At 69.1% G+C, this 18940-nt stretch carries 14 protein-coding genes and 1 pseudogene; 14 read left to right on the forward strand and 1 reads right to left on the reverse strand.

Going from position 1 to position 18940, the window contains the following annotated elements; translation table 11 throughout:
* The 8 genes and pseudogenes from ACK5F2_RS01115 to ACK5F2_RS01150 all read left to right on the forward strand — a co-directional run.
* Positions 1-191 (forward strand): annotated as a pseudogene (locus ACK5F2_RS01115) (hypothetical protein); the annotation flags it as partial.
* On the forward strand, positions 188-1747 hold the full coding sequence (gene ubiB, locus ACK5F2_RS01120) for a ubiquinone biosynthesis regulatory protein kinase UbiB (RefSeq protein ID WP_409862172.1): 1560 nt from the start codon (positions 188-190) through the stop codon (positions 1745-1747). The pseudogene ACK5F2_RS01115 and the gene ubiB, both read left to right, overlap by 4 nt.
* A gap of 73 nt (positions 1748-1820) precedes the next feature.
* Positions 1821-5807 carry a two-component regulator propeller domain-containing protein gene (locus ACK5F2_RS01125; RefSeq protein WP_409862174.1) on the forward strand — a complete coding sequence of 1329 codons (3987 nt, stop codon included), beginning with the start codon at positions 1821-1823 and terminating at the stop codon, positions 5805-5807.
* 133 nt (positions 5808-5940) lie between these two features.
* A complete protein-coding gene (locus ACK5F2_RS01130; RefSeq protein WP_409862175.1) occupies positions 5941-7416 on the forward strand; it encodes a sodium:solute symporter family protein in 1476 nt (491 codons plus the stop codon).
* Positions 7417-7472: 56 nt separating this feature from the next.
* Positions 7473-7817, forward strand: coding sequence for an FmdB family zinc ribbon protein (locus ACK5F2_RS01135; protein WP_409862176.1), 345 nt, complete (start codon positions 7473-7475; stop codon positions 7815-7817).
* Between the two features lie 6 nt (positions 7818-7823).
* Positions 7824-8504, forward strand: a complete 681-nt coding sequence (locus ACK5F2_RS01140; RefSeq protein ID WP_409862177.1) for a DUF502 domain-containing protein — start codon at positions 7824-7826, stop codon at positions 8502-8504.
* Between the two features lie 112 nt (positions 8505-8616).
* Positions 8617-10413: an aspartate--tRNA ligase gene (gene aspS, locus ACK5F2_RS01145; protein WP_409862178.1), complete on the forward strand. Its 1797-nt coding sequence runs from the start codon at positions 8617-8619 to the stop codon at positions 10411-10413.
* Positions 10414-10522: 109 nt separating this feature from the next.
* Positions 10523-12124 (forward strand): hypothetical protein, encoded by a 1602-nt coding sequence (locus ACK5F2_RS01150; protein ID WP_409862179.1) that lies wholly within the window; start codon positions 10523-10525, stop codon positions 12122-12124.
* A gap of 16 nt (positions 12125-12140) precedes the next feature.
* Here the strand turns inward: ACK5F2_RS01150 and ACK5F2_RS01155 are convergent, their stop codons facing one another.
* Positions 12141-12602, reverse strand: a complete 462-nt coding sequence (locus ACK5F2_RS01155) for an Lrp/AsnC family transcriptional regulator (RefSeq protein WP_133605129.1) — start codon at positions 12600-12602, stop codon at positions 12141-12143.
* A 142-nt stretch (positions 12603-12744) separates the two neighbouring features.
* On the opposite strand from ACK5F2_RS01155, the gene ACK5F2_RS01160 reads away from it, so the two are divergent.
* The 6 genes from ACK5F2_RS01160 to ACK5F2_RS01185 all read left to right on the forward strand — a co-directional run.
* Positions 12745-13668 carry a DMT family transporter gene (locus tag ACK5F2_RS01160; protein WP_409862180.1) on the forward strand — a complete coding sequence of 308 codons (924 nt, stop codon included), beginning with the start codon at positions 12745-12747 and terminating at the stop codon, positions 13666-13668.
* 31 nt (positions 13669-13699) lie between these two features.
* Positions 13700-14173, forward strand: coding sequence for a dihydroneopterin triphosphate diphosphatase (nudB, locus tag ACK5F2_RS01165; RefSeq protein WP_409862181.1), 474 nt, complete (start codon positions 13700-13702; stop codon positions 14171-14173).
* Positions 14170-14967 carry an endonuclease/exonuclease/phosphatase family protein gene (locus ACK5F2_RS01170; RefSeq protein ID WP_409862182.1) on the forward strand — a complete coding sequence of 266 codons (798 nt, stop codon included), beginning with the start codon at positions 14170-14172 and terminating at the stop codon, positions 14965-14967. Before nudB ends, ACK5F2_RS01170 begins: the two co-directional genes overlap by 4 nt.
* Before the next feature lie 8 nt (positions 14968-14975).
* Entirely contained in the window at positions 14976-16262 is a 1287-nt protein-coding gene (clsB, locus tag ACK5F2_RS01175) for a cardiolipin synthase ClsB (RefSeq protein WP_409862184.1), read from the forward strand.
* A gap of 89 nt (positions 16263-16351) precedes the next feature.
* Positions 16352-17086 (forward strand): ABC transporter ATP-binding protein, encoded by a 735-nt coding sequence (locus ACK5F2_RS01180; RefSeq protein ID WP_409862186.1) that lies wholly within the window; start codon positions 16352-16354, stop codon positions 17084-17086.
* Positions 17083-18940, forward strand: a 1858-nt coding sequence (locus ACK5F2_RS01185; protein WP_409862187.1) for an FtsX-like permease family protein, incomplete at its 3' end; no start/stop codon positions are given. The genes ACK5F2_RS01180 and ACK5F2_RS01185, both read left to right, overlap by 4 nt.

Genomic DNA, 18940 nt, shown 5'->3' on the forward strand with positions numbered 1-18940 from the left:
TCGCGGGCGAGCTGAGCTGGCTGATGGACAACCTCCGCTGGGATATCGAGGACGATCTGGCCCAGATCGTCGGTCCCGCGCCGGCCCACCAACTGGCCCGCTGGGGCCGGGCGGCGGCGCAAGGCCTGGCCCTGCTGGCCAAGAGCGCGGCCCGCTTCATGCCCGGTGCGGCCGGCGGTTCCGGCGCATGAGGTATCTGGCGCGCCTGCTGGTCATTGTCTGGACCTTCGCGCGGTTCGGCCTGCATGACCTGGCCCTGTCGGGCTTCAGGCAGCGGCGCGTGCGCCTGCTGCGTCGCCTGGTGGCGGGCGGCAGGACCTGGCAGCAGCCGCGCGGCGAGCGCCTGCGCCTGGCCCTGGAACATCTGGGCCCCATCTTCGTGAAGTTCGGACAGGTGCTGTCCACTCGGCGCGATCTGCTGCCGGGCGACATCATCGAGCAGTTGTCCCTGCTGCAGGATCGGGTGCCGCCCTTCCCGGCGGCGCAGTCTCGAGCCCTGGTGGAGCGGGCCTTCGGGCGCCCCATCGAGCAGCTGTTTGCCAGTTTCGAGGCCGAGCCTGTGGCCAGTGCCTCCATCGCCCAGGTGCACTTCGCCACCCTGCCCGACGGGCGCGAGGTCGCGGTCAAGGTGCTGCGGCCGGGCATGCTGGATGTGATTGACGATGATCTGGCCCTGCTGCGCACGCTGGCAGGCTGGGTGGAGCGCTTCTCGGCCGATGGTCGGCGGCTCAAGCCGCGCGAGGTGGTGGCCGAGTTCGACAAGTACCTGCACGACGAGCTGGACCTAGTGCGCGAGGCGGCCAATGCGGCCCAGCTGCGGCGCAATATGGACGGCCTGAATCTGGTGCTGGTGCCCGAGATGCACTGGGATCTGTGCAGCAGCGAGGTCATCGTGATGGAGCGCATGTCCGGCGTGCCCATCTCCCAGCTGCAGCGTCTGCGCGACGCGGGCGTGGACATCAAGAAGCTGGCCCGCGACGGCGTGACCATCTTCTTCACCCAGGTCTTCCGCGACGGCTTCTTCCATGCGGACATGCACCCGGGCAATATCCAGGTCAGCCTGGCCCCGGCCACCTTCGGCCGCTATGTGGCCCTGGACTTCGGCATCATCGGCACGCTCACCGAGACCGACAAGGAATACCTGGCGCAGAACTTCATCGCCTTCTTCCGCCGCGACTACAAGCGCGTGGCCGAGCTGCACATCGAATCGGGCTGGGTGCCGGCCGAGACCCGGGTGGATGAGCTGGAAGGGGCGGTGCGCACCGTCTGCGAGCCGCATTTCGACCGTCCGCTCAAGGACATTTCCCTGGGGCAGGTCCTGATGCGCCTGTTCCAGATTTCGCGCCGCTTCAATGTGGAGGTCCAGCCCCAGCTGGTGTTGCTGCAGAAAACCCTGCTCAATATCGAGGGCCTGGGCCGGCAGCTGGATCCCGAACTGGACCTCTGGGCCACGGCCAAGCCTTTTCTTGAGCGCTGGATGGACGAGCAGGTGGGCTGGCGCGCCTTTGTGGGCCAGATCAAGAAAGAGGCACCGCGCTTCGCCCAGATCTTTCCCGAGCTGCCGCGCCTTCTGCACGACAGCCTGCGCCGCCGCGCCGAGGGCCATGAGCGCGAGCTGCTGCTGGCCCTGCTGAACGAGCAGCGCAGCACCAACCGCCTGCTGCGCGTGCTGCTGTTTGTCGGGCTGGGTTTCACCGTTGGCCTGGTGCTGGCCCAGATCCTGGTGCGTGGCGGCTGGCTCAACTGAGCCCGTTCGCGCCTCGCCCCATTCCGGCAATTCCCGGCTTTCACCCGCGCCGATTTCCCCTTAGGCTGGCGGCATGGCTGTCGCCCGCCTCGCCTCGAGTTCTCGCCTGCTGATCCGAGCCCTGGCCGGGCTGCTTGGCCTGTGGTTGGTGGGTCTGGTGCCCGCCGCCGCGGGGTCCTTGCAGCAGCTGCGTTTCGAGCATCTGCGTCATGAGTCCACGCTGAATCAGGAGGCCCTGATGGTGGCCCTGCAGGATCAGCAGGGGCAGATGTGGCTGGGCACGACCAATGGGCTCTTCCGCTTCGACGGCCGGCGCGCGCGCCACTTTGCCGCGGATCCCGCCAGGGCCGACAGCCTGGATCATCCGCATGTGCTCAGCCTGCTGGAGGCCCCGGCCGGGCGGCTCTGGGTCGGCACGGGCAATGGCTTGCATGAGATCGATCTGCAGCGCGAATCCCTGCGCCGCCATGCGCTGCCCGGGCCCGCGGCGGGTGGTTCCCAGCCCGTGCTGGGCCTGCTCCCCGCTCCGGGGGGCGCGCTCTGGGTGTTGACGCACCAGGCGCTGCTGCGCTTTGACACCGCACGCTCCGAAGCCCGCCCCGTGGCTCTGCCCGATCCCTTGCGGCCGGGCTCGGGCTCGGGACGTTTGCTGGCCATGGCCTCCGACGAGCAGGGTGGACTGTGGCTGGTGGGGCGGGGCGAGTTGCTGCAGCTCAATGCGCAGGAGCAGGTGCTGCGTCGCATTCCCGTGCCCCAGCCTCTGCGCATGCAGCCCGGCGGGCGCAGCCTGGTGCTGGATGGGCGCGGTCGGCTGTGGCTGGGCACGGGGCAGGGCGTGCTGATCTTCGACCTCAGCGACGGCAGCCTCAGCGATCTGCCCCAGCGCCTGGGCCTGCCCCGGGACTCCCTGCGTGCCCTGTGGCGCGATGCCGAGGGCTCCATCTGGCTGGGCAGTGGCAATCAGGGGCTGTGGCGCTGGCGCGAGGGCGCCGCGGTGGCCGAGCAGTTCCGTCATCATCCGGCCCTGCCGCGCAGCTTGGCGGGGGACGATATCGCCTCCGTCTACCAAGACCGCAGCGGCGTGCTCTGGGTGGGCACATGGTCCAGCGGCATCTCCCTGGTGGATCTGCGCAGCGGCGGCATGCGCAGCTATCTCTCGGTGCCTGGCGAAAGCAGGAGCCTGTCCCACCCGGTGGTGCAGGCCGTCACCCCGGATGACGCCTGGCATGTCTGGGTGGGCACCTACGGGGGAGGCTTGAACCGCCTGCATCTGTTCAGCGGCGAGGTGGAGCGGGTGAGCCTGGAGCAACTGCCCGTGACACATGTGAAAGCCTTGCTGCGCCAAGCCGGCATGGGCTTGTGGGTGGGCGGTGAGCAGGGCTTGTGGCTGCTGGATCCCCTGAGCCGGCGCGGCCGCCGCATTGAGCTCGAGGCGGCCAGCGGGGGCTCGCTCTCCATCAGCGCCCTTCAGTTGGATCAGCAGGGCCGGCTCTGGGCCGCCAGTGCCTCGGGCCTGCATCTGCTGCACCCGGATGGGCGGCGTCAGCTGCTGCGCGCCGGGCCGGAGAGCGGCCTGGGCCATGAGGTGGTGGACTCCTTGCTGGAGGACCGGGAAGGACGTCTGTGGGTGGGGACCAAGGGCGGCTTGCATCTCTGGGACGAGGCCAGCCAGCGCCTGCTGAGGCCCTTGCGCCCGGATGCCGTTCAGGCCCGTCCTGAAGAGCTGATGATCTACGCCATGCGCCAGGATGCCGCGGGGCGTATCTGGCTGGGCACCCAGCTGGGCCTGTACGAGTTGGAGCGCCGCCCCGGCTCACCAGGCGGCTGGGGGCTGCGCTCCTGGCGCGAGCTGCCGGGCATGCCGCCGGGCTGGATCCATGGCTTGCAGGACAGTCAGGGCGGGCTGCTGTGGTTCACCGGCGCTCAGGGCCTGACGCGGCTGGACCCCGAGAGCCGCCAGCTGCGCCACTACCCGGCACGCGACGGGAACCTGGTCGGGGGCTTCAGCTTCGGTGCCACCGCGCGCGGCGTGGACGGAGGCCTCTTCTTTGGCGGCCAGGGGCTGCTGAGTTTTCATCCGGACAATCTGCGCGACAACCCGGTGGCGCCCGCGGTGCAGCTCTCTGATGTGCGCATCTACAACCGCTCCGTGCAGGCGCAAGACGATGCGTCAGTGGGGCCTGCCGGGCCGGCGGACGCCGCGTCAAGCATGGAGGCCCTCGGCATCGCAGGGCCTCTGTCCCAGCTGCGGCGCCTGCGCCTGAGCCACCGCGAGGCCATGGTCAGCTTTGAGCTCTCCGCCCTGCATTTCTATGCCCGCGGGCACAACCGCTACAGCTGGCGGGTGGAGGGCTTTGATGCCGGCTGGATCCAAGGCACGCCGGGGGAGGGGCTGGCGACCTACACCAATCTGGACCCGGGGCGTTATCGCCTGCATGCCCGTGCGGGCAGTCCGGATGGTGCCTGGGGTGAGTCGCGCTTGCTGCTGGAGCTGGAGGTGGTGCCGCCCTGGTGGCGCAGCACCTGGTTCCGTGGCCTGCTGCTGCTGGGCCTGGTCCTGTCGCTCATGGCGGTCTGGCGGCTGAGGTTGCGCGTGCTGGAGCGGGGGCGGGCAGAGCTGGCGCGTCAGGTGGAGCAGCGCACCGCGGAGGTCTTGGCGCAGCGCGAACAGCTGGAGGTGGAAAAGCGTGCCGCCGAGCGCGGGCGGCAGCAGATTGCCACGCTCAGCGAGATCGGGCGCGAGATTACCGCCTCGCTCGACTTGCAGGCCATACAGAGCGCCCTGTACCGCCATGTGCAGGCACTGATGCCGGTGCAGGTCTTCGGGGTGGGCCTGGTGCGCTGGGACCGTCGCGTGATTGACTTCGACTATGTGATGCAGCTGGGCCGTCCCTTCGAGCCCTACCGCCGCAGCCTGGACGCCTCCGAGCAGCCCGCCACCCGCTGTGTGCTCAGTGGGGAGCCGCTGCTGATCAGCGATCTGGGTGCTGACAACCGCGAACTGGACGCTCGCGTGCGTCAGCAGGAGGGGCTGGGGCGTGTTCGTCTGCTCGACGGCAGCGAGCCGGCGGCGGCGCGATCGGCGCTGTATGTGCCGATGCGGCTCAAGGAGCAGGTGATCGGCGTGATCAGCGTGCTCAGCGAGCGCCCCGATGCCTACCATGAGACCGATCTGGACATTCTGGCCACGCTGGGGGCCTATGCGGCCGTGGCCCTGGACAATGCCGAGGCCTATCACCGCCTGCAGCTGACCCAGGCCCAGCTGGTGGAGCAGGAAAAGCTGGCCTCCCTGGGCGCCCTGGTGGCCGGGGTGGCGCATGAGCTCAACACGCCTATAGGCAACAGCCTGCTGGTGGCCAGTACCTTGCAGGATGCTTGCCGGCGTTTCCTGGAAACGAGCAAGAGCGGCACGCTCAGGCGTTCGGAGCTGGAGCAGTTCTGTGGCAGCAGTGCCGAGTCCAGCGAGCTGCTGGTCCGCAGCCTGGGGCGCGCGGCCCAGCTGGTCAGCAGCTTCAAGCAGCTGGCCGTGGATCAGACCTCGGAGCAGCGGCGCAGCTTCGATCTGGCCAAGGTCTGTGCGGAGCTGGCCCTGACCCTGGACAACCGATTGCGGCGTGAAGAGCACAGCCTGGAGCTGTCTGTGCCCGAGGGCCTGGTGTTCGACAGCTTTCCCGGCCCGCTCGAACAGGTGCTGAGCAATCTGATGCTGAACGCCATGCTGCACGGCTTCGAGGGCCGTCGTGGCGGGCGCATGCACCTGAGCGCCGAGGCCCTGGGGTCGGACCGGGTGCGTCTGCTCTTCAGCGACGATGGGCGGGGCATCGCGCCGGAGCTGCTGCCGCGCATCTTCGACCCCTTCTTCACCACCAAGATGGGCAAGGGCGGCAGCGGCCTGGGCCTGCATATCTGCTACACCATCGTGCATTCCCTGCTGGGCGGCCAGATCACGGCCAGCAGCGTGCCGGGGCAGGGCACCCGCTTCGAGTTGCTGCTGCCGCGGGTGGCGCCGCCCAGTCCAGCCGGCCCGGGCGCCCTTGCCGCGCCGGGCGGCCTGGCCTGAGCGGCGCGAGTCTTGCTTCTCTAATTGGCGGCAGGTCGAACACCCCACATTTGGGGATAATGCGGCCCGCATTTAGCCCCGGCGTGCCGGGTTCCGTCCACTTCTTGCATCGCCCGAGCCCCGGGCGTCGGTCATGAACTACACCCTGATCGCCTTTGTTGTCGTGTACTTGCTGGGAACCCTGGCCTTGGGCGTCTGGGCTGGCAGCCGGGTCAAGAACACCGCTGACTTCGCCATTGCGGGGCGCAGCCTGCCCCTGATCATGGTGATCACGACGACCTTCGCCACCTGGTTCGGTGCCGAAACCGTGATGGGCATTCCGGCCAAATTCATCCAGGGCGGCTTGAACGCCATCGTCGAGGACCCGTTTGGCGCCGGCATGTGCCTGGTGCTGGTGGGCACCTTCTTCGCGGCCAAGCTCTACAAGCTGAATCTGCTGACCATCGGCGACTTCTTCCGCGAACGCTACGGCAAGGGCGTGGAGGTCTTTTGCTCTTGCGCCATCATCCTCAGCTATCTGGGCTGGGTGGCGGCCCAGATCACGGCCCTGGGCCTGGTGTTCTCGGTGCTGACCAATGGCGCGATGTCGGAGACCGCCGGCATGATCGTCGGCCTGCTGGCCGTGCTGACCTATGTGGTGGTGGGTGGTTTCCTGGCCGTGGCCTGGACGGACTTCGTGCAGATGATCGTGCTGGTGGTGGGACTGACCATCATCGCCATCTTCTCGGCCGATCTGGCCGGCGGCGCCGGCAAGGTGCTGGACATGGCCCATGCGAATGACCTGTTCCGCATGATGCCGGAGCCCACCTTCACCGATATCGCCATGTTTGTCGGCGCCGCCCTCACCATGATGCTGGGCAGCATTCCGCAGCAGGACGTGTTCCAGCGCGTGATGTCGGCCAAGGATGCCGATACCGCGCGCAAGGGCGCCGTCATCGGCGGCGTGAGCTACATCCTCTTTGCCTTTGTGCCCATGTTCATCGTGGCCAGCGCCGTGGTGGTGATGGGTCAGCAGGCCCTGGATGTGGCCCGTGACGACTATCAGAAGCTGCTGCCCACCTATGTGCTCAACCACATGCCGCTGGTGATGCAGATCCTCTTCTTCGGCGCCCTGCTTTCCGCCATCAAGAGCACATCCTCGGCCACCTTGCTGGCTCCGTCCACCAGCTTCGTGGAGAACATTCTCAAGAATCTGCATCCCCGCATGAAGGATCGCGAGCAGCTGCTGGCCATGCGCTGGACCATCGTGATCTTTGCCGCCCTGGTGCTGGCCTATGCCATCGCGATGAAGGGCACGCCGATCTATGAGCTGGTATCGGGCGCCTATCAGGTGACCCTGGTGGGTGCGTTTGTCCCCCTGGTCTTCGGTCTGTACTGGAAGCGTGCGACGACACAAGGAGCCATCGTGTCCCTGGTGTGTGGCATTGGTGTGTGGATCATCTTCATGCCCCAGATCAGCAGCCTGGGCGAGGTGTTCCCGGGTCAGCTGGCTGGCTTGCTGGCGGCTATCGGGGGCATGCTGGTGGGATCGCTGGCGCCCCAGTGGCTGAAGAACCGCCACACCCACAAGTCCCATGTCGAGGGCCTCAGCGACGAGCCCTCGGCCTGAGCGGGGGCGCTGGCTCTATAATTTCGCCTTTTTAATCAACGGTTTAGTCAGTCAACATGCCGATCTACGCCTACCGCTGCGGCACCTGCGGCCATGCCAAGGACGTGCTGCAGAAGCTGTCCGATGCGCCCCTGAGCACCTGCCCGGCCTGCGGCGCCGAGACTTTCAGCAAGCAGGTCACGGCCGCGGGCTTCCAGCTCAAGGGCTCGGGTTGGTATGTGACCGACTTCCGGGGTGGTAGCGGCGGCAGCAGTGCCACGGCCACCGCGGGCGCCGCCACCGGCGCGGCAGCCAGCACCGGCAGCGCCGCCGCGGACAGCGGCGCCGCTGCCAGCAGTGGCGGCGAAGGCGGCAGCACGGCCGCCTCCACCCCCTGCGGCGGCTCCTGCGCCTGCCACTGAGCACGTGTGAAGAAATACATCATCACCGGCCTGCTGGTCTGGCTGCCCCTGGCGATCACCGTCTGGGTGCTGCTGTGGGTGCTGGGCCTCATCACCAGCGTGTTCGAGGCCCTGCTCAGCGCCTTGCAGGCCGTGGCCCCCCTGTCCCTGCACAACAATCTGGAGGCCCTGCGCCATGTGCCGGGCCTGGGGGTGCTGATCCTGGTTGCGGCCCTGCTGCTGACGGGTGTTTTCGTGGCCAATATCTTTGGCCAGTGGTGGCTGCGCCAATGGGACCGGCTGCTCTCCAACATCCCCATCGTCAAGAGCATCTACAACTCGGTCAAACAAGTTTCCGACACCCTGTTTTCCAGCAGCGGCAATGCCTTTCGCGAGGCGGTGCTGGTGCAGTACCCGCGGGAAGGCTGCTGGACCATCGCCTTCGTCACCGGCCGCCCGGGTGGTGAGGTGGCCGAGGCCCTGCCGGGCGAGCATGTGAGCCTGTACGTGCCCACCACGCCCAATCCCACCTCGGGCTTTTTCCTGATGATGCCGCGCGCCAGTATCAAGCCCTTGGCCATGAGCGTGGACGAGGCGCTCAAGCACATCATCTCGATGGGCGTGGTGGCGCCGAGCACGCCGCCCGACCCGGCGCGAAACCCCAAGGGTTCGGCCGACCCGAAGGGGCGGTCAAATCAGCCGGGTTGAGCGCCCTCAGCACGCGCTCAACCCTGAGGGCTCTTCGCCTGCCAGCGCTGTCCCCCACACATCCCGATCCGCGCCCGAGGCGCGGACTGAACAGATTTCGGAGAAGAACATCATGCGTACCTGCTATGCCGGCCAAGTCAGCGAGAAGCTGCTCGACCAGACCGTGACCCTGATGGGCTGGGCCCATCGTCGCCGTGACCACGGTGGCGTCATCTTCATCGACCTGCGCGACCGCGAAGGCCTGGTGCAGATCGTCTGCGACCCCGACCGCCCCGAGATGTTCAAGATCGCCGAGGACGTGCGCAACGAGTTCTGCCTCAAGGTGGTGGGCAAGGTGCGTGCCCGCCCCGCCGGCACCGAGAACGCCGGCCTGACCAGCGGCAAGGTCGAGGTGCTGTGCCATGAGCTGGAAGTGCTGAACCCCAGCGTCACGCCCCCCTTCCAGCTGGACGACGAGAACCTGTCCGAGACCACGCGCCTGACCCACCGCGTGCTGGACCTGCGTCGCCCCTATATGCAGAACAACCTGATGCTGCGCTACCGCGTGGCCATGGAGTGCCGCAAGTACCTGGACGAGCATGGTTTCGTGGACATCGAGACCCCCATGCTCACCAAGAGCACGCCCGAGGGCGCGCGCGACTATCTGGTGCCCAGCCGCGTGCACGACGGCATGTTCTTCGCGCTGCCGCAGTCGCCCCAGCTCTTCAAGCAGCTGCTGATGGTGGCCGGCTTCGACCGCTACTACCAGATCACCAAGTGCTTCCGTGACGAGGACCTGCGCGCCGACCGCCAGCCCGAGTTCACCCAGATCGATATCGAGACCAGCTTCCTGACCGAGGAAGAGATCCGCTCGATGTTCGAGGGCATGATCCGCCACGTCTTCCGCAAGGCGCTGAACGTCGAGCTGGGTGACTACCCGGTCATGAAGTACGCCGAAGCCATGCACCGCTATGGCTCCGACAAGCCGGACCTGCGCGTGAAGCTCGAGTTCACCGAGCTGACCGATGTGATGGGCGATGTGGACTTCAAGGTCTTCTCCACGCCCGCCACCACCAAGGGTGGCCGTGTGGTGGCCCTGCGCGTGCCGGGCGGCGCCGCGATGAGCCGCGGCGAGATCGATGCCTACACCGAGTTCGTCAAGATCTACGGTGCCAAGGGCCTGGCCTGGATCAAGGTCAATGAGGTCGCCAAGGGCCGCGAGGGTCTGCAGTCGCCCATCGTGAAGAACCTGCACGACGCCGCCATTGCCGAGATCCTCAAGCGCACCGGCGCCGCCGACGGCGACCTGCTTTTCTTCGGCGCCGACAAGGCCAAGATCGTCAACGACTCGATCGGCGCGCTGCGCCTGAAGATCGGCCACAGCGAGTTCGCCAAGGCCTCGGGCCTGTTCGAGGACCGCTGGGCGCCGCTGTGGGTGGTCGACTTCCCCATGTTCGAGGAAGACGAGGAGAACAAGCGCTGGGCCGCCGTGCACCACCCGTTCACCGCCCCCAAGGACGGCCATGAGGACTACATGGCTACCGACCCGGGCAAGTGCGTGGCCAAGGCCTACGACATGGTGCTCAACGGTTGGGAGCTGGGCGGCGGCTCGGTGCGTATCCACCGTGCCGAGGTGCAGGCCAAGGTCTTCGAGGCCCTGAACATCACGCCGGAAGAGCAGCGCATCAAGTTCGGCTTCCTGCTGGACGCCCTGCAGTACGGCGCGCCCCCGCATGGCGGTCTGGCCTTTGGCCTGGACCGTCTGGTGACGCTGATGACCAAGGCCGAGTCCATCCGCGACGTGATCGCCTTCCCCAAGACCCAGCGCGCCCAGTGCCTGCTGACCGGCGCGCCGTCGAACGTGGACGAGAAGCAGCTGCGCGAGCTGCACATCCGCCTGCGCAACCCCGGCGCGGCCACCGCGGCCTGAGCCGGCGCCGCTGGCTGAATCATGAAGGGCGGCCCTGGCCGCCCTTTTTCATGCGTCATCAGCCGCTATCCTTGCGGTTTTGCCGCCGCCTAGCCCCTGTCTGCACGCCATGAGTCCTCGCACCGAAGTCCATCTGCCGCGCTGGGAGCGCGGCATCATGCGCCACCCGGCCCTGATGCTGCCTCTGCTGCGACGACAGGTCAGCCATGCCGATGTGCGCGGCAGCCGGGCCGCCTTGCTGGGCGAGTTCTTCGTGCTGGAACGCTGGGGCCGCTCGCTGGAGCTGCAGCCCGCCCTGGAGCGCGCCCGCGACCTGGCCGAGCGCCAGCGTGCCCATGCCGATGCGGCCGAGCTGAGCGAAGCCCTGGGGCGCCTGCACTACCAGCGCGGCGACTACACCCAGGCCTGCAAGGCCTGGAGCCAGACCCTCGCCTGGGCCGCGGACGACTCGCGCAGCGCCTGCCAGGCCCGTATCGGCCTGGCCCATCTCTGCTACGCCCTGGGCGAATGGGCCCGTGGCGGCCGTGTGCTGGAGGAGGCCCAGGCGCATTACGCCCGTTTGCCGGGGGATGCCTATCTGCGCGCCAAGATCGCGCTGAACCGGGCGGCCTCGCTGCGGGCCACCCAGGGGCCGCAGGCGGCCCTGCCGGCCCTGGATGAGGCACTCAGCGCGGCCCGCGAGGCCGGCCACCGCGACTACCAGGCCGAGGCCATCTGGCACCACGCACGCTGCGCCCGCGACCGCGGTGACCCGGCTCTGGCCGTCCGGCTGGCCCGGCAGGCCCAGCAGCTGGCGCGCGCCTGCGGCTATCGCTGGCTGGAGGGGCAGGCCTGCCTGCTGCTCAGCGAACTGGAGCAGGGGCCGCAGGCCCAGGCCCTGGCCCAGGAAGCCCTGGACCTGGCGGAGGGCTTGCAGGCCCGTGCGCTGCAGGCGGCGGCCCATGCGCGCCTGGCCGAGCTGGCCCAGGCCCGCGGCGAGCTGGGGCCCGGCTGGCACCACGCCCAGCAGGCCCAGCGCCTGGAGGCCAGCCTGGCCCAGACCCAGATGCCGGCGGGCCTGGAGGCCCTGGCGCGATTCGACACCGACCCCACCGGCGCCGACGGCCTCTTGCTGGATCTGGCGGGCCAGGCCTGGGCACTGGAAAAGCCGGCCGATCTGGAGCGGGCCTGGGCGGCCATGCTGCCGCGCCTGCTGGAGGGCCTGGAGCTCAGCGCCCTGACGCTGTGGTGGGATGAGTCGGGGCGCGGGCGCTACCGTGCCCTGGCGGGCGAGGCCGGGCTGGAGGCTGGGCCCGTCATGGCTTATCTGCAGGCGCTCAGCGCCCCCGGCACGCCGCTGCAGCAGACGGACAGCCTGGCCCATCCCTGGCGCGCCGAGCTGGACCAGGCCCTGGGTGCTGCGGACTGGCCCCGCCAGTCGCGTTTGGAGCTGGGCCTGCGCGTGCAGACCCGTCTGGTGGGGGGGCTGTGGCTGCAGCGCCCGCTGGGGGCTGCCTGGTCCCGGGCCGATGTGGCGCGGGCTCAGCGACTGGCGGCGCTGCTGGAGCGCCTGCTGGCTCAGCTGCCCGGCCAAGCCTCGGCCGCGCCGGCGGCGCGCCAGTCGCTGGTCGAGGCGGCACAGCGCCTGCGTCAGCTGCTGGCGGCCCCCAGTCTGGATCGCGTGGCTCTGGAGGCCCTGGCCCGGGATCTGGAGCGCGGCGCCCAGGCCTGAGTGCCTCGATACCGGCTCAGGCCCAGGCGCGCAGGGGCAGGGGGGCGCCGTTCTTCACGCAGCGGATCGCGAAGCTGCTGTTGATGTCCTGCACCACCGGCAGGGACTGCAGGCGGCGCACGATCTGCTCGTACTCGCCCAGCGCCCCCACCACCACCTCCAGCAAATAGTCATGGCTGCCCGAGACCACATGGCAGCTGATGACCTCGGCCATGGCCTGCATGGCGGCCTCGAACTGCTGCACCGCGTCGGCGCGGTGATGCATCAGCCGCACATTGACGAAGACCGTCGTCCCCAGCTGCAGGGCCTGGCGGTCCAGCTGGGCGCGGTAGCCGGCGATCAGGCCGCTGTCTTCCAGGCGCTTGAGACGGCGCGCGCAGGGGCTTTGCGAGAGTGACACACGCTCGGCCAGCTCGGCCACGCTGAGCCGTCCCTCGCGCTGCAGCAGGTCCAGGATCTGGGCGTCTATGCGGTCCATGGGTGAAATCGCCAATATTTGAATGATTGTTGGTGATTGTCGCCTGTCGTCATCGATTTTCGGAATGGATATTGGTGCAAAACGCCCCGGCTACCTGCGGAGAATGGCGAGCGCAGTTTTGCTGGTTTCCCCTGCAGTACCCATGTCCTCCTCCGCTGTGCGCGCCCTGCCTCTGGGGCCCTCGTCCTCCGACACCGCCCCCGCCTGGCAGGGCTGGGCCGCTCTGGCCCTGACCCTGTGCATCTGGGCCGGCTTCTTCATCTCCTTGCGTGCCGGCGCGCGTGCGGCCCTGCCGCTGGCCGAGCTGGCCCTGATCCGCTTCGCGCCGGCCGGCCTGATCTTTCTGCCGGTGCTGTGGCGGGCCCGGCATCGCCTGATGGCGCTGCCCTGGCGGCTGACGCTGAGCATCGTGGCCGGCGCCGGTCTGCCCTATTTCCTGATCGCGGGCTGGGGCATGCGCCATGCGCCGGTGGCCGAGGGCGCCACCCTGATCCCCGGCACCCTGCCGCTGTTCACGGCCCTGCTGGCGGCCGCCCTGCACGGGCGCCAGGCCCTGGCCCGCTGGCCGGCCCTGCTGTGTATTGCGGCCGGCGTGGCCACCATGCTGGCCCTGAATGCGGGGCAGGGCGATCGGGCCCAGGGCTATGCCCTGTTCCTGCTGGGCAGCCTGATGTGGTCGGCCTATACCCTGGCCCTGCGCGAGGCGCGCCTGGCGCCGCTGGAGGCCGCCGCCCTGATCTCCTGCATCTCGCTGGGCCTGCTGACGCCATGGTTGGCCTGGCAGCTGAGCCAGGGCCCGCTGCAACTCCTGGCGCTGGCGCCCGCCCAGCTGGGCCTGCAGCTGGCCCTGCAAGGCCTGGGCGTGGGCCTGATCTCCACGCTGAGCTACAGCTTTGCCGTGGCCCGGCTGGGCGCGCAGCGCAGCGCCAGTGCCGGCGCGCTGACGCCGGTGCTGGCCACCCTGCTGGCCCTGGCCCTGTTTGGCGAGCGGCCCGAGGCCCTGACCCTGCTGGGCATGCTGCTGGTGGCGGCCGGGGTGCTGTGGAGTCAACGCCCCCAGCGCTGAAGCGCCATGCCCGCTCCGCTATGCTTGCCGCATGAGCGAGAGCGCAGTTCAGACCCGACCCTACAAGATTCCCGAATCGGTGCTGGTGGTGATTCACACCCCGGCGCTGGAGGTGCTGATGCTGGAGCGGGCGGATCGGCCCGGCTTCTGGCAGAGCGTGACCGGCTCACTGGACGCGCCCGACGAGGCGCCGGCCGAGACCGCGCGGCGCGAGGTACTGGAAGAGACCGGCATGGACATCGCTGCCCTGGACGCTCGCCTGCGGGACTGGCAGCTCAGCAATGTCTACGAGATCTACCCGGTCTGGCGGCATCGCTACGCGCCGGGCGTGACCCACAACACCGAACATGTGTTCGGCCTGACCGTGCCGGCCGGCACGCCCGTGGTTCTCGCGCCGCGCGAGCATCTGCGCTACCGCTGGTTGCCCTGGCGCGAGGCGGCGGACTTGTGCTTCTCGCCCTCCAATGCCGAGGCGGTGCTGCAGCTGCCGAGGTTCGCCGCATGATGCGCCCCGGCCTGCGTGCGGCTGCCGGGGCCGCCTCGACCGGCGCCCATCTGCGTGTGGCGACCTACAACATCCACAAGGGCGTGCGCGGCCTGGGCCCCACCAAGCGCCTGGAGATCCACAACCTGGGCCTGGGCGTGGAGGCCCTGGACGCGGACCTGGTGTTTCTGCAGGAGGTGCGCCACTTCCACCACCGCGAGGCCAAGCAGTTCGAGCGCACCTGGTTCGGCTGGCCCGATCAGGGCCAGGCCGAGTTTCTGGCGCCCGATGGCTATGAGGTCGCCTACCGCACCAATGCCGTCACCAAGCATGGCGAGCATGGCAATGCCCTGCTGTCGCGCTGGCCGCTGGGCGAGGTGGGGCATCACGATGTCTCGGACCACCGCTTCGAGCAGCGCGGCCTCTTGCATGTGCAGGTGCAGTGGCAGTCTCAGCTCGTGCATGCGGTGGTGGCCCATCTGGGCCTGATGCATGGCAGCCGTGTGCGCCAGGTCCAGCGCCTGGCCGACTACATCCGCGCCGAGGTACCGGAAGACGGCCTGCTGGTGGTGGCGGGCGACTTCAATGACTGGGGCGAAAAGCTGGACGCGCCCATGCGTGAGCATGGGCTGGCCCGTGCCGAGGTGCCCGGTGGGCGACGCCAGGCCACCTTTCCCTCGCGTCTGCCCTTCTTCTCGCTGGACCGCATCTACACCCGCGGCCTGCGCTGCGTGGCCACTCAGGTGCCGCGCGGACCGGTGTGGGCACGCATGTCCGACCACCTGCCCCTGGTGGCGGAGTTCGAAATCGCCTGAGGAGCACGGTGGCGGCCCCGGACCCCGATCACCTCTTCTCCTGGCACGCACAGGTTCTGCCCGCCTACAGCGGCGGCAATGAGCTGCGCCTGCTCCGCGGCGGGGATGAGCTGTTCCCGGCCCAGATCGAGGCCATCGCAGCGGCGCGTCACGAGGTCTGGATCGCGACCTATATCTTCCATCACGACAAGGCCGGGGCCGATACGGTGGCCGCCCTGCGGGCGGCTTCCGCGCGTGGGGTGAGGGTGCGGGTGGTGGTGGATGGATTTGGCTCCAAGGCCAGCCTGCCCTGGCTGCGTGAGGCCCTGGCCGGCAGCGGCGTGGCCCTGGCGGTGTTCCGTCCCATAGACCGCTGGTGGCGCTGGCTGCACCCCGGTCAGCTGCGCCGTCTGCATCAAAAGCTCTGCGTGGTGGATGGAGAGCGGGCCTTTGTGGGCGGCATCAACATCATCGATGACCGCATGGACCTCAACCATGGCGAGACCGAGCAGCCGCGCCTGGACTATGCCGTGGTCCTGCGCGGGCCGGCGGTGCAGCCTGTGGCGCAGGCCGCGCGGGCGGTGTGGACGCGGGCCTGGCTGGGGCGCGACTTCGGCGAGGAGCTGCAGGCCCTGGTGCGCAGCCCCGAGCCGCTGCGGCGCCTGCGTCGCCTGGCGCGGCGCCTGCGCATGCCGCGGGGATGGCGTCGCGTTGAGGCGGATGTCCAGTCGCTGGAGCCGGTCTGCGCCGCCTTTGTGCTGCGGGACAACCTGCGCCAGCGCCGCACCATCGAGCGCGCCTATATCGACGCCATACGTGCCGCGCGCGAACGGGTGGACCTGATCTCGCCCTACTTCTACCCCGGCCAGGCTTTCCGCCGTGCGCTGCGCGATGCGGCACGGCGCGGCGTGCAGGTGCGCCTGCTGCTGCAGGGCAAGCTGGACTACCGCATCGCAGGCCTGGCGGCCCAGGCGCTTTACGCCGAGCTGCTGGGCCATGGCGTGCAGATCTACGAGTACACCCCCGCCTTTTTGCACGCCAAGGTGGCGGTGGTGGACGAGCGCTGGGCCACGGTGGGCAGCTCCAATATCGACCCGCTGTCCCTGCTGCTGAACCTGGAAGCCAATGTGATGGTGCGCGACGCGGGATTTGCGCGCGCGGTGTCGGCGGAGTTCGAGAGCGCGGCCGGGGTGTCGCGCCGGGTGGATCTGCGGCAATGGGGCGGCTCCAGCCTGCGCGGCGTGCTGGTGCGCGCCCTGGTGGCCTGGGGCGCCTATGTCTATCTGCGTGTGGCGGGGGCGACGGGGCGGTACTGAAGCCCTTGCTGAGGCCCGTCAGGGCGCTCCCCTCGGCTCGCTTGAGCTTCATCAAGGCGCAGGCCATGCGCTGCTGCGAGGCTTGCGGCATGGGAGCAGAACAGACCAGGACCGAGGGCGAAGCGCCGGTCTTCCACGCGCGCGGTCTGAGCAAGACCTATGGCACGGGTGACACCGCGGTGCATGCGCTGCGCAGCGTCGATCTGGACGTGGCGCGCGGCGAGTTCATCGTGCTGCTGGGCGCCTCGGGCAGCGGCAAGTCCACGCTGCTGAACATCCTGGGCGGTCTGGACGTGCCCAGCAGCGGCGAGCTGCGCTTTGCCGAGCATCAGCTCAGCGGCGCCAGCGAGGCCGAGCTGACGCGCTACCGGCGCGAGCATGTGGGCTTTGTGTTCCAGTTTTACAACCTGATCCCCAGCCTGACGGTGCGCGAGAACGTGGCGCTGGTGACCGATATCTGCAGCCAGCCGATGTCGGTGGACGAGGCCATCGGCCTGGTGGGCCTGCTGCCGCGGGCTGACCACTTTCCGGCCCAGCTCTCGGGTGGCGAGCAGCAGCGCGTGGCGATTGCACGCGCCATCGTCAAGAAGCCGGATCTGCTGCTGTGTGACGAGCCCACCGGCGCGCTGGACTACCAGACCGGCAAGCTGGTGCTGGAGGTGATCGCGCGCATCAACAAGGAGCTGGGCACCACGGCCGTGGTGATCACGCACAACGCGGCGATCGCGGCCATGGCGGACCGGGTGATCTACCTCAGCGACGGCGCGATCCAGCGCATCGAGCGCAATGAACACAAGCTGGCCCCTTCGGAGCTGAGCTGGTGAGGGCGCTGGACCGCAAACTGCTGCGCGACCTGCGCCTGATGTGGAGCCAGGCGCTGACCATTGCGCTGGTGGTGGCCTGCGGCATGGGCGGCTTTCTGACCACGCTCTCGGCGGTCGACTCGCTGGCGCTGGCGCGCGATGCCTTCTACGCCGAGGGCCGTTTTGCCGATGTGTTTGCCAGCGTCAAGCGCGCGCCGCTGGCCCTGGAGTCGCGGCTGCGCGAGCTGCCCGGCGTGCTGGATGCGCAGACCCGCCTGGAGCAGCTGGTGCGGCTGGAGCTGCCCGGCGTGGACGATCCGGTGCTGGGCCAGCTGATCGGGCTGGAGCTGCGGCAAGCGCCGCGCATGAACCGTGTCTTCATCCAGCGCGGCCGCGACCTGGGCGAGCAGCCGGCCGGCGCCAGCGCCATCGAGGTGCTGCTGTCGGCCGCCTTTGCCGAGGCCCGCGGCCTGGCGCCCGGCGCGCGCCTGACGGCCCTGATCAATGGCCGCCAGCGCGAGCTGGTGGTGGTGGGCTGGGCGCTGTCGCCCGAATACATCTTTGCCGGCCTGGGTGGCATGCCAGACATGCGCGGCTTTGGCGTGGTCTGGCTGGACCGCGAGCTGCTGGCCGGCGCCTACGATATGCGCGGCGCCTTCAACCGCGTGTCGATCAAGCTGGCGCCGGGGGCCTCCGAAGCGGCGGTGATCGCCGAGCTGGGCCAGGTGCTCAAGCCCTATGGCGGCCGCGAGGCCTATGGCCGGTCCGACCAGACCTCGCATGCGATGCTGGACAACGAGATCAAGGAGCAGAAGGTGCTGGGCACGCTGCTGCCGGTGATCTTCCTGGGCGTGGCGGCTTTCCTGCTGAACGTGGTGGTGTCGCGCCTGGTGGCCACGCAGCGCGAGCAGGTGGCGGCGCTGAAGGCCCTGGGCTATCCCAACCGCAGCATTGCCGTGCATTACCTCAAGCTGGTGCTGGTGATCGTCGGCCTGGGCCTGCTGCTGGGCGTGGCGCTGGGCAAGGCGCTGGGCCTGATGATGACCGGCCTGTATGCCGAGTTCTTCCGCTTCCGCAGCTATGTGCATGTGCTGGAGCCCTCGCTGGTGCTGATGAGCGGCGCGGTGACCGTGGCCATGGCGGTGGCCGGCACGCTGAACGCCATCGGCGCCACGGTGCGCCTGGCGCCGGCCGAGGCGATGCGGCCCGCCGCGCCCGGGCGCTACAAGGCCGCGCTGCTGGAGCGGCTGCCGGGCGTGCGCGGCAGCGTGCCGCTGCGCATGATCCTGCGCCAGATGGAGCGCCGGCCCTGGCGCAGCCTGCTGTCGATCGCCGGCGTGGCGGTGGCGGTGGCCATCGTCGTGCTGGGCAATTTCTTCCGCGACGCGATCGACTACATCGTCGATGCGCAGTTCAATGTGACGATGCGCTCGGACGTGATCGTCTGGATGGCCGAGGCCGGCGGCGATAGCGCCCGCCACGAATTGGCGCGCCTGCCCGGCGTGCTGAGCACCGAATCCGGCCGCGATGTGGCGGTGCGCTTCATCCATGGGCCGCGCAGCGAGCGCGGCAGCCTGCAGGGCATGGCCGAGCGGCCTGAGGCGCGCCGCATCGTCGATGTGGACGGACGCCCTGCGCTGCCCAGCAGCACCGGGCTGGTGATGACGGACCGGCTGGCCGACAAGCTGGGCCTGCGCGTCGGTGATCTGGTGCAGGTCGAGTTGCTGGAAGGCCAGGTGCGCACGCTGATGCTGCCGCTGGAGGCCACGGTGCGCGAGATGATGGGCCTGAACGCCTATATCGAGCGCCGCGCGCTGAACCGCCTGCTGGGCGAGGGCGATGTGGCCTCGCAGTTTGCGCTGATCGCCGAGCGCG

It is taken from the genome of Roseateles sp., assembly GCF_046300915.1.
Lineage (GTDB): Bacteria > Pseudomonadota > Gammaproteobacteria > Burkholderiales > Burkholderiaceae_C > Kinneretia.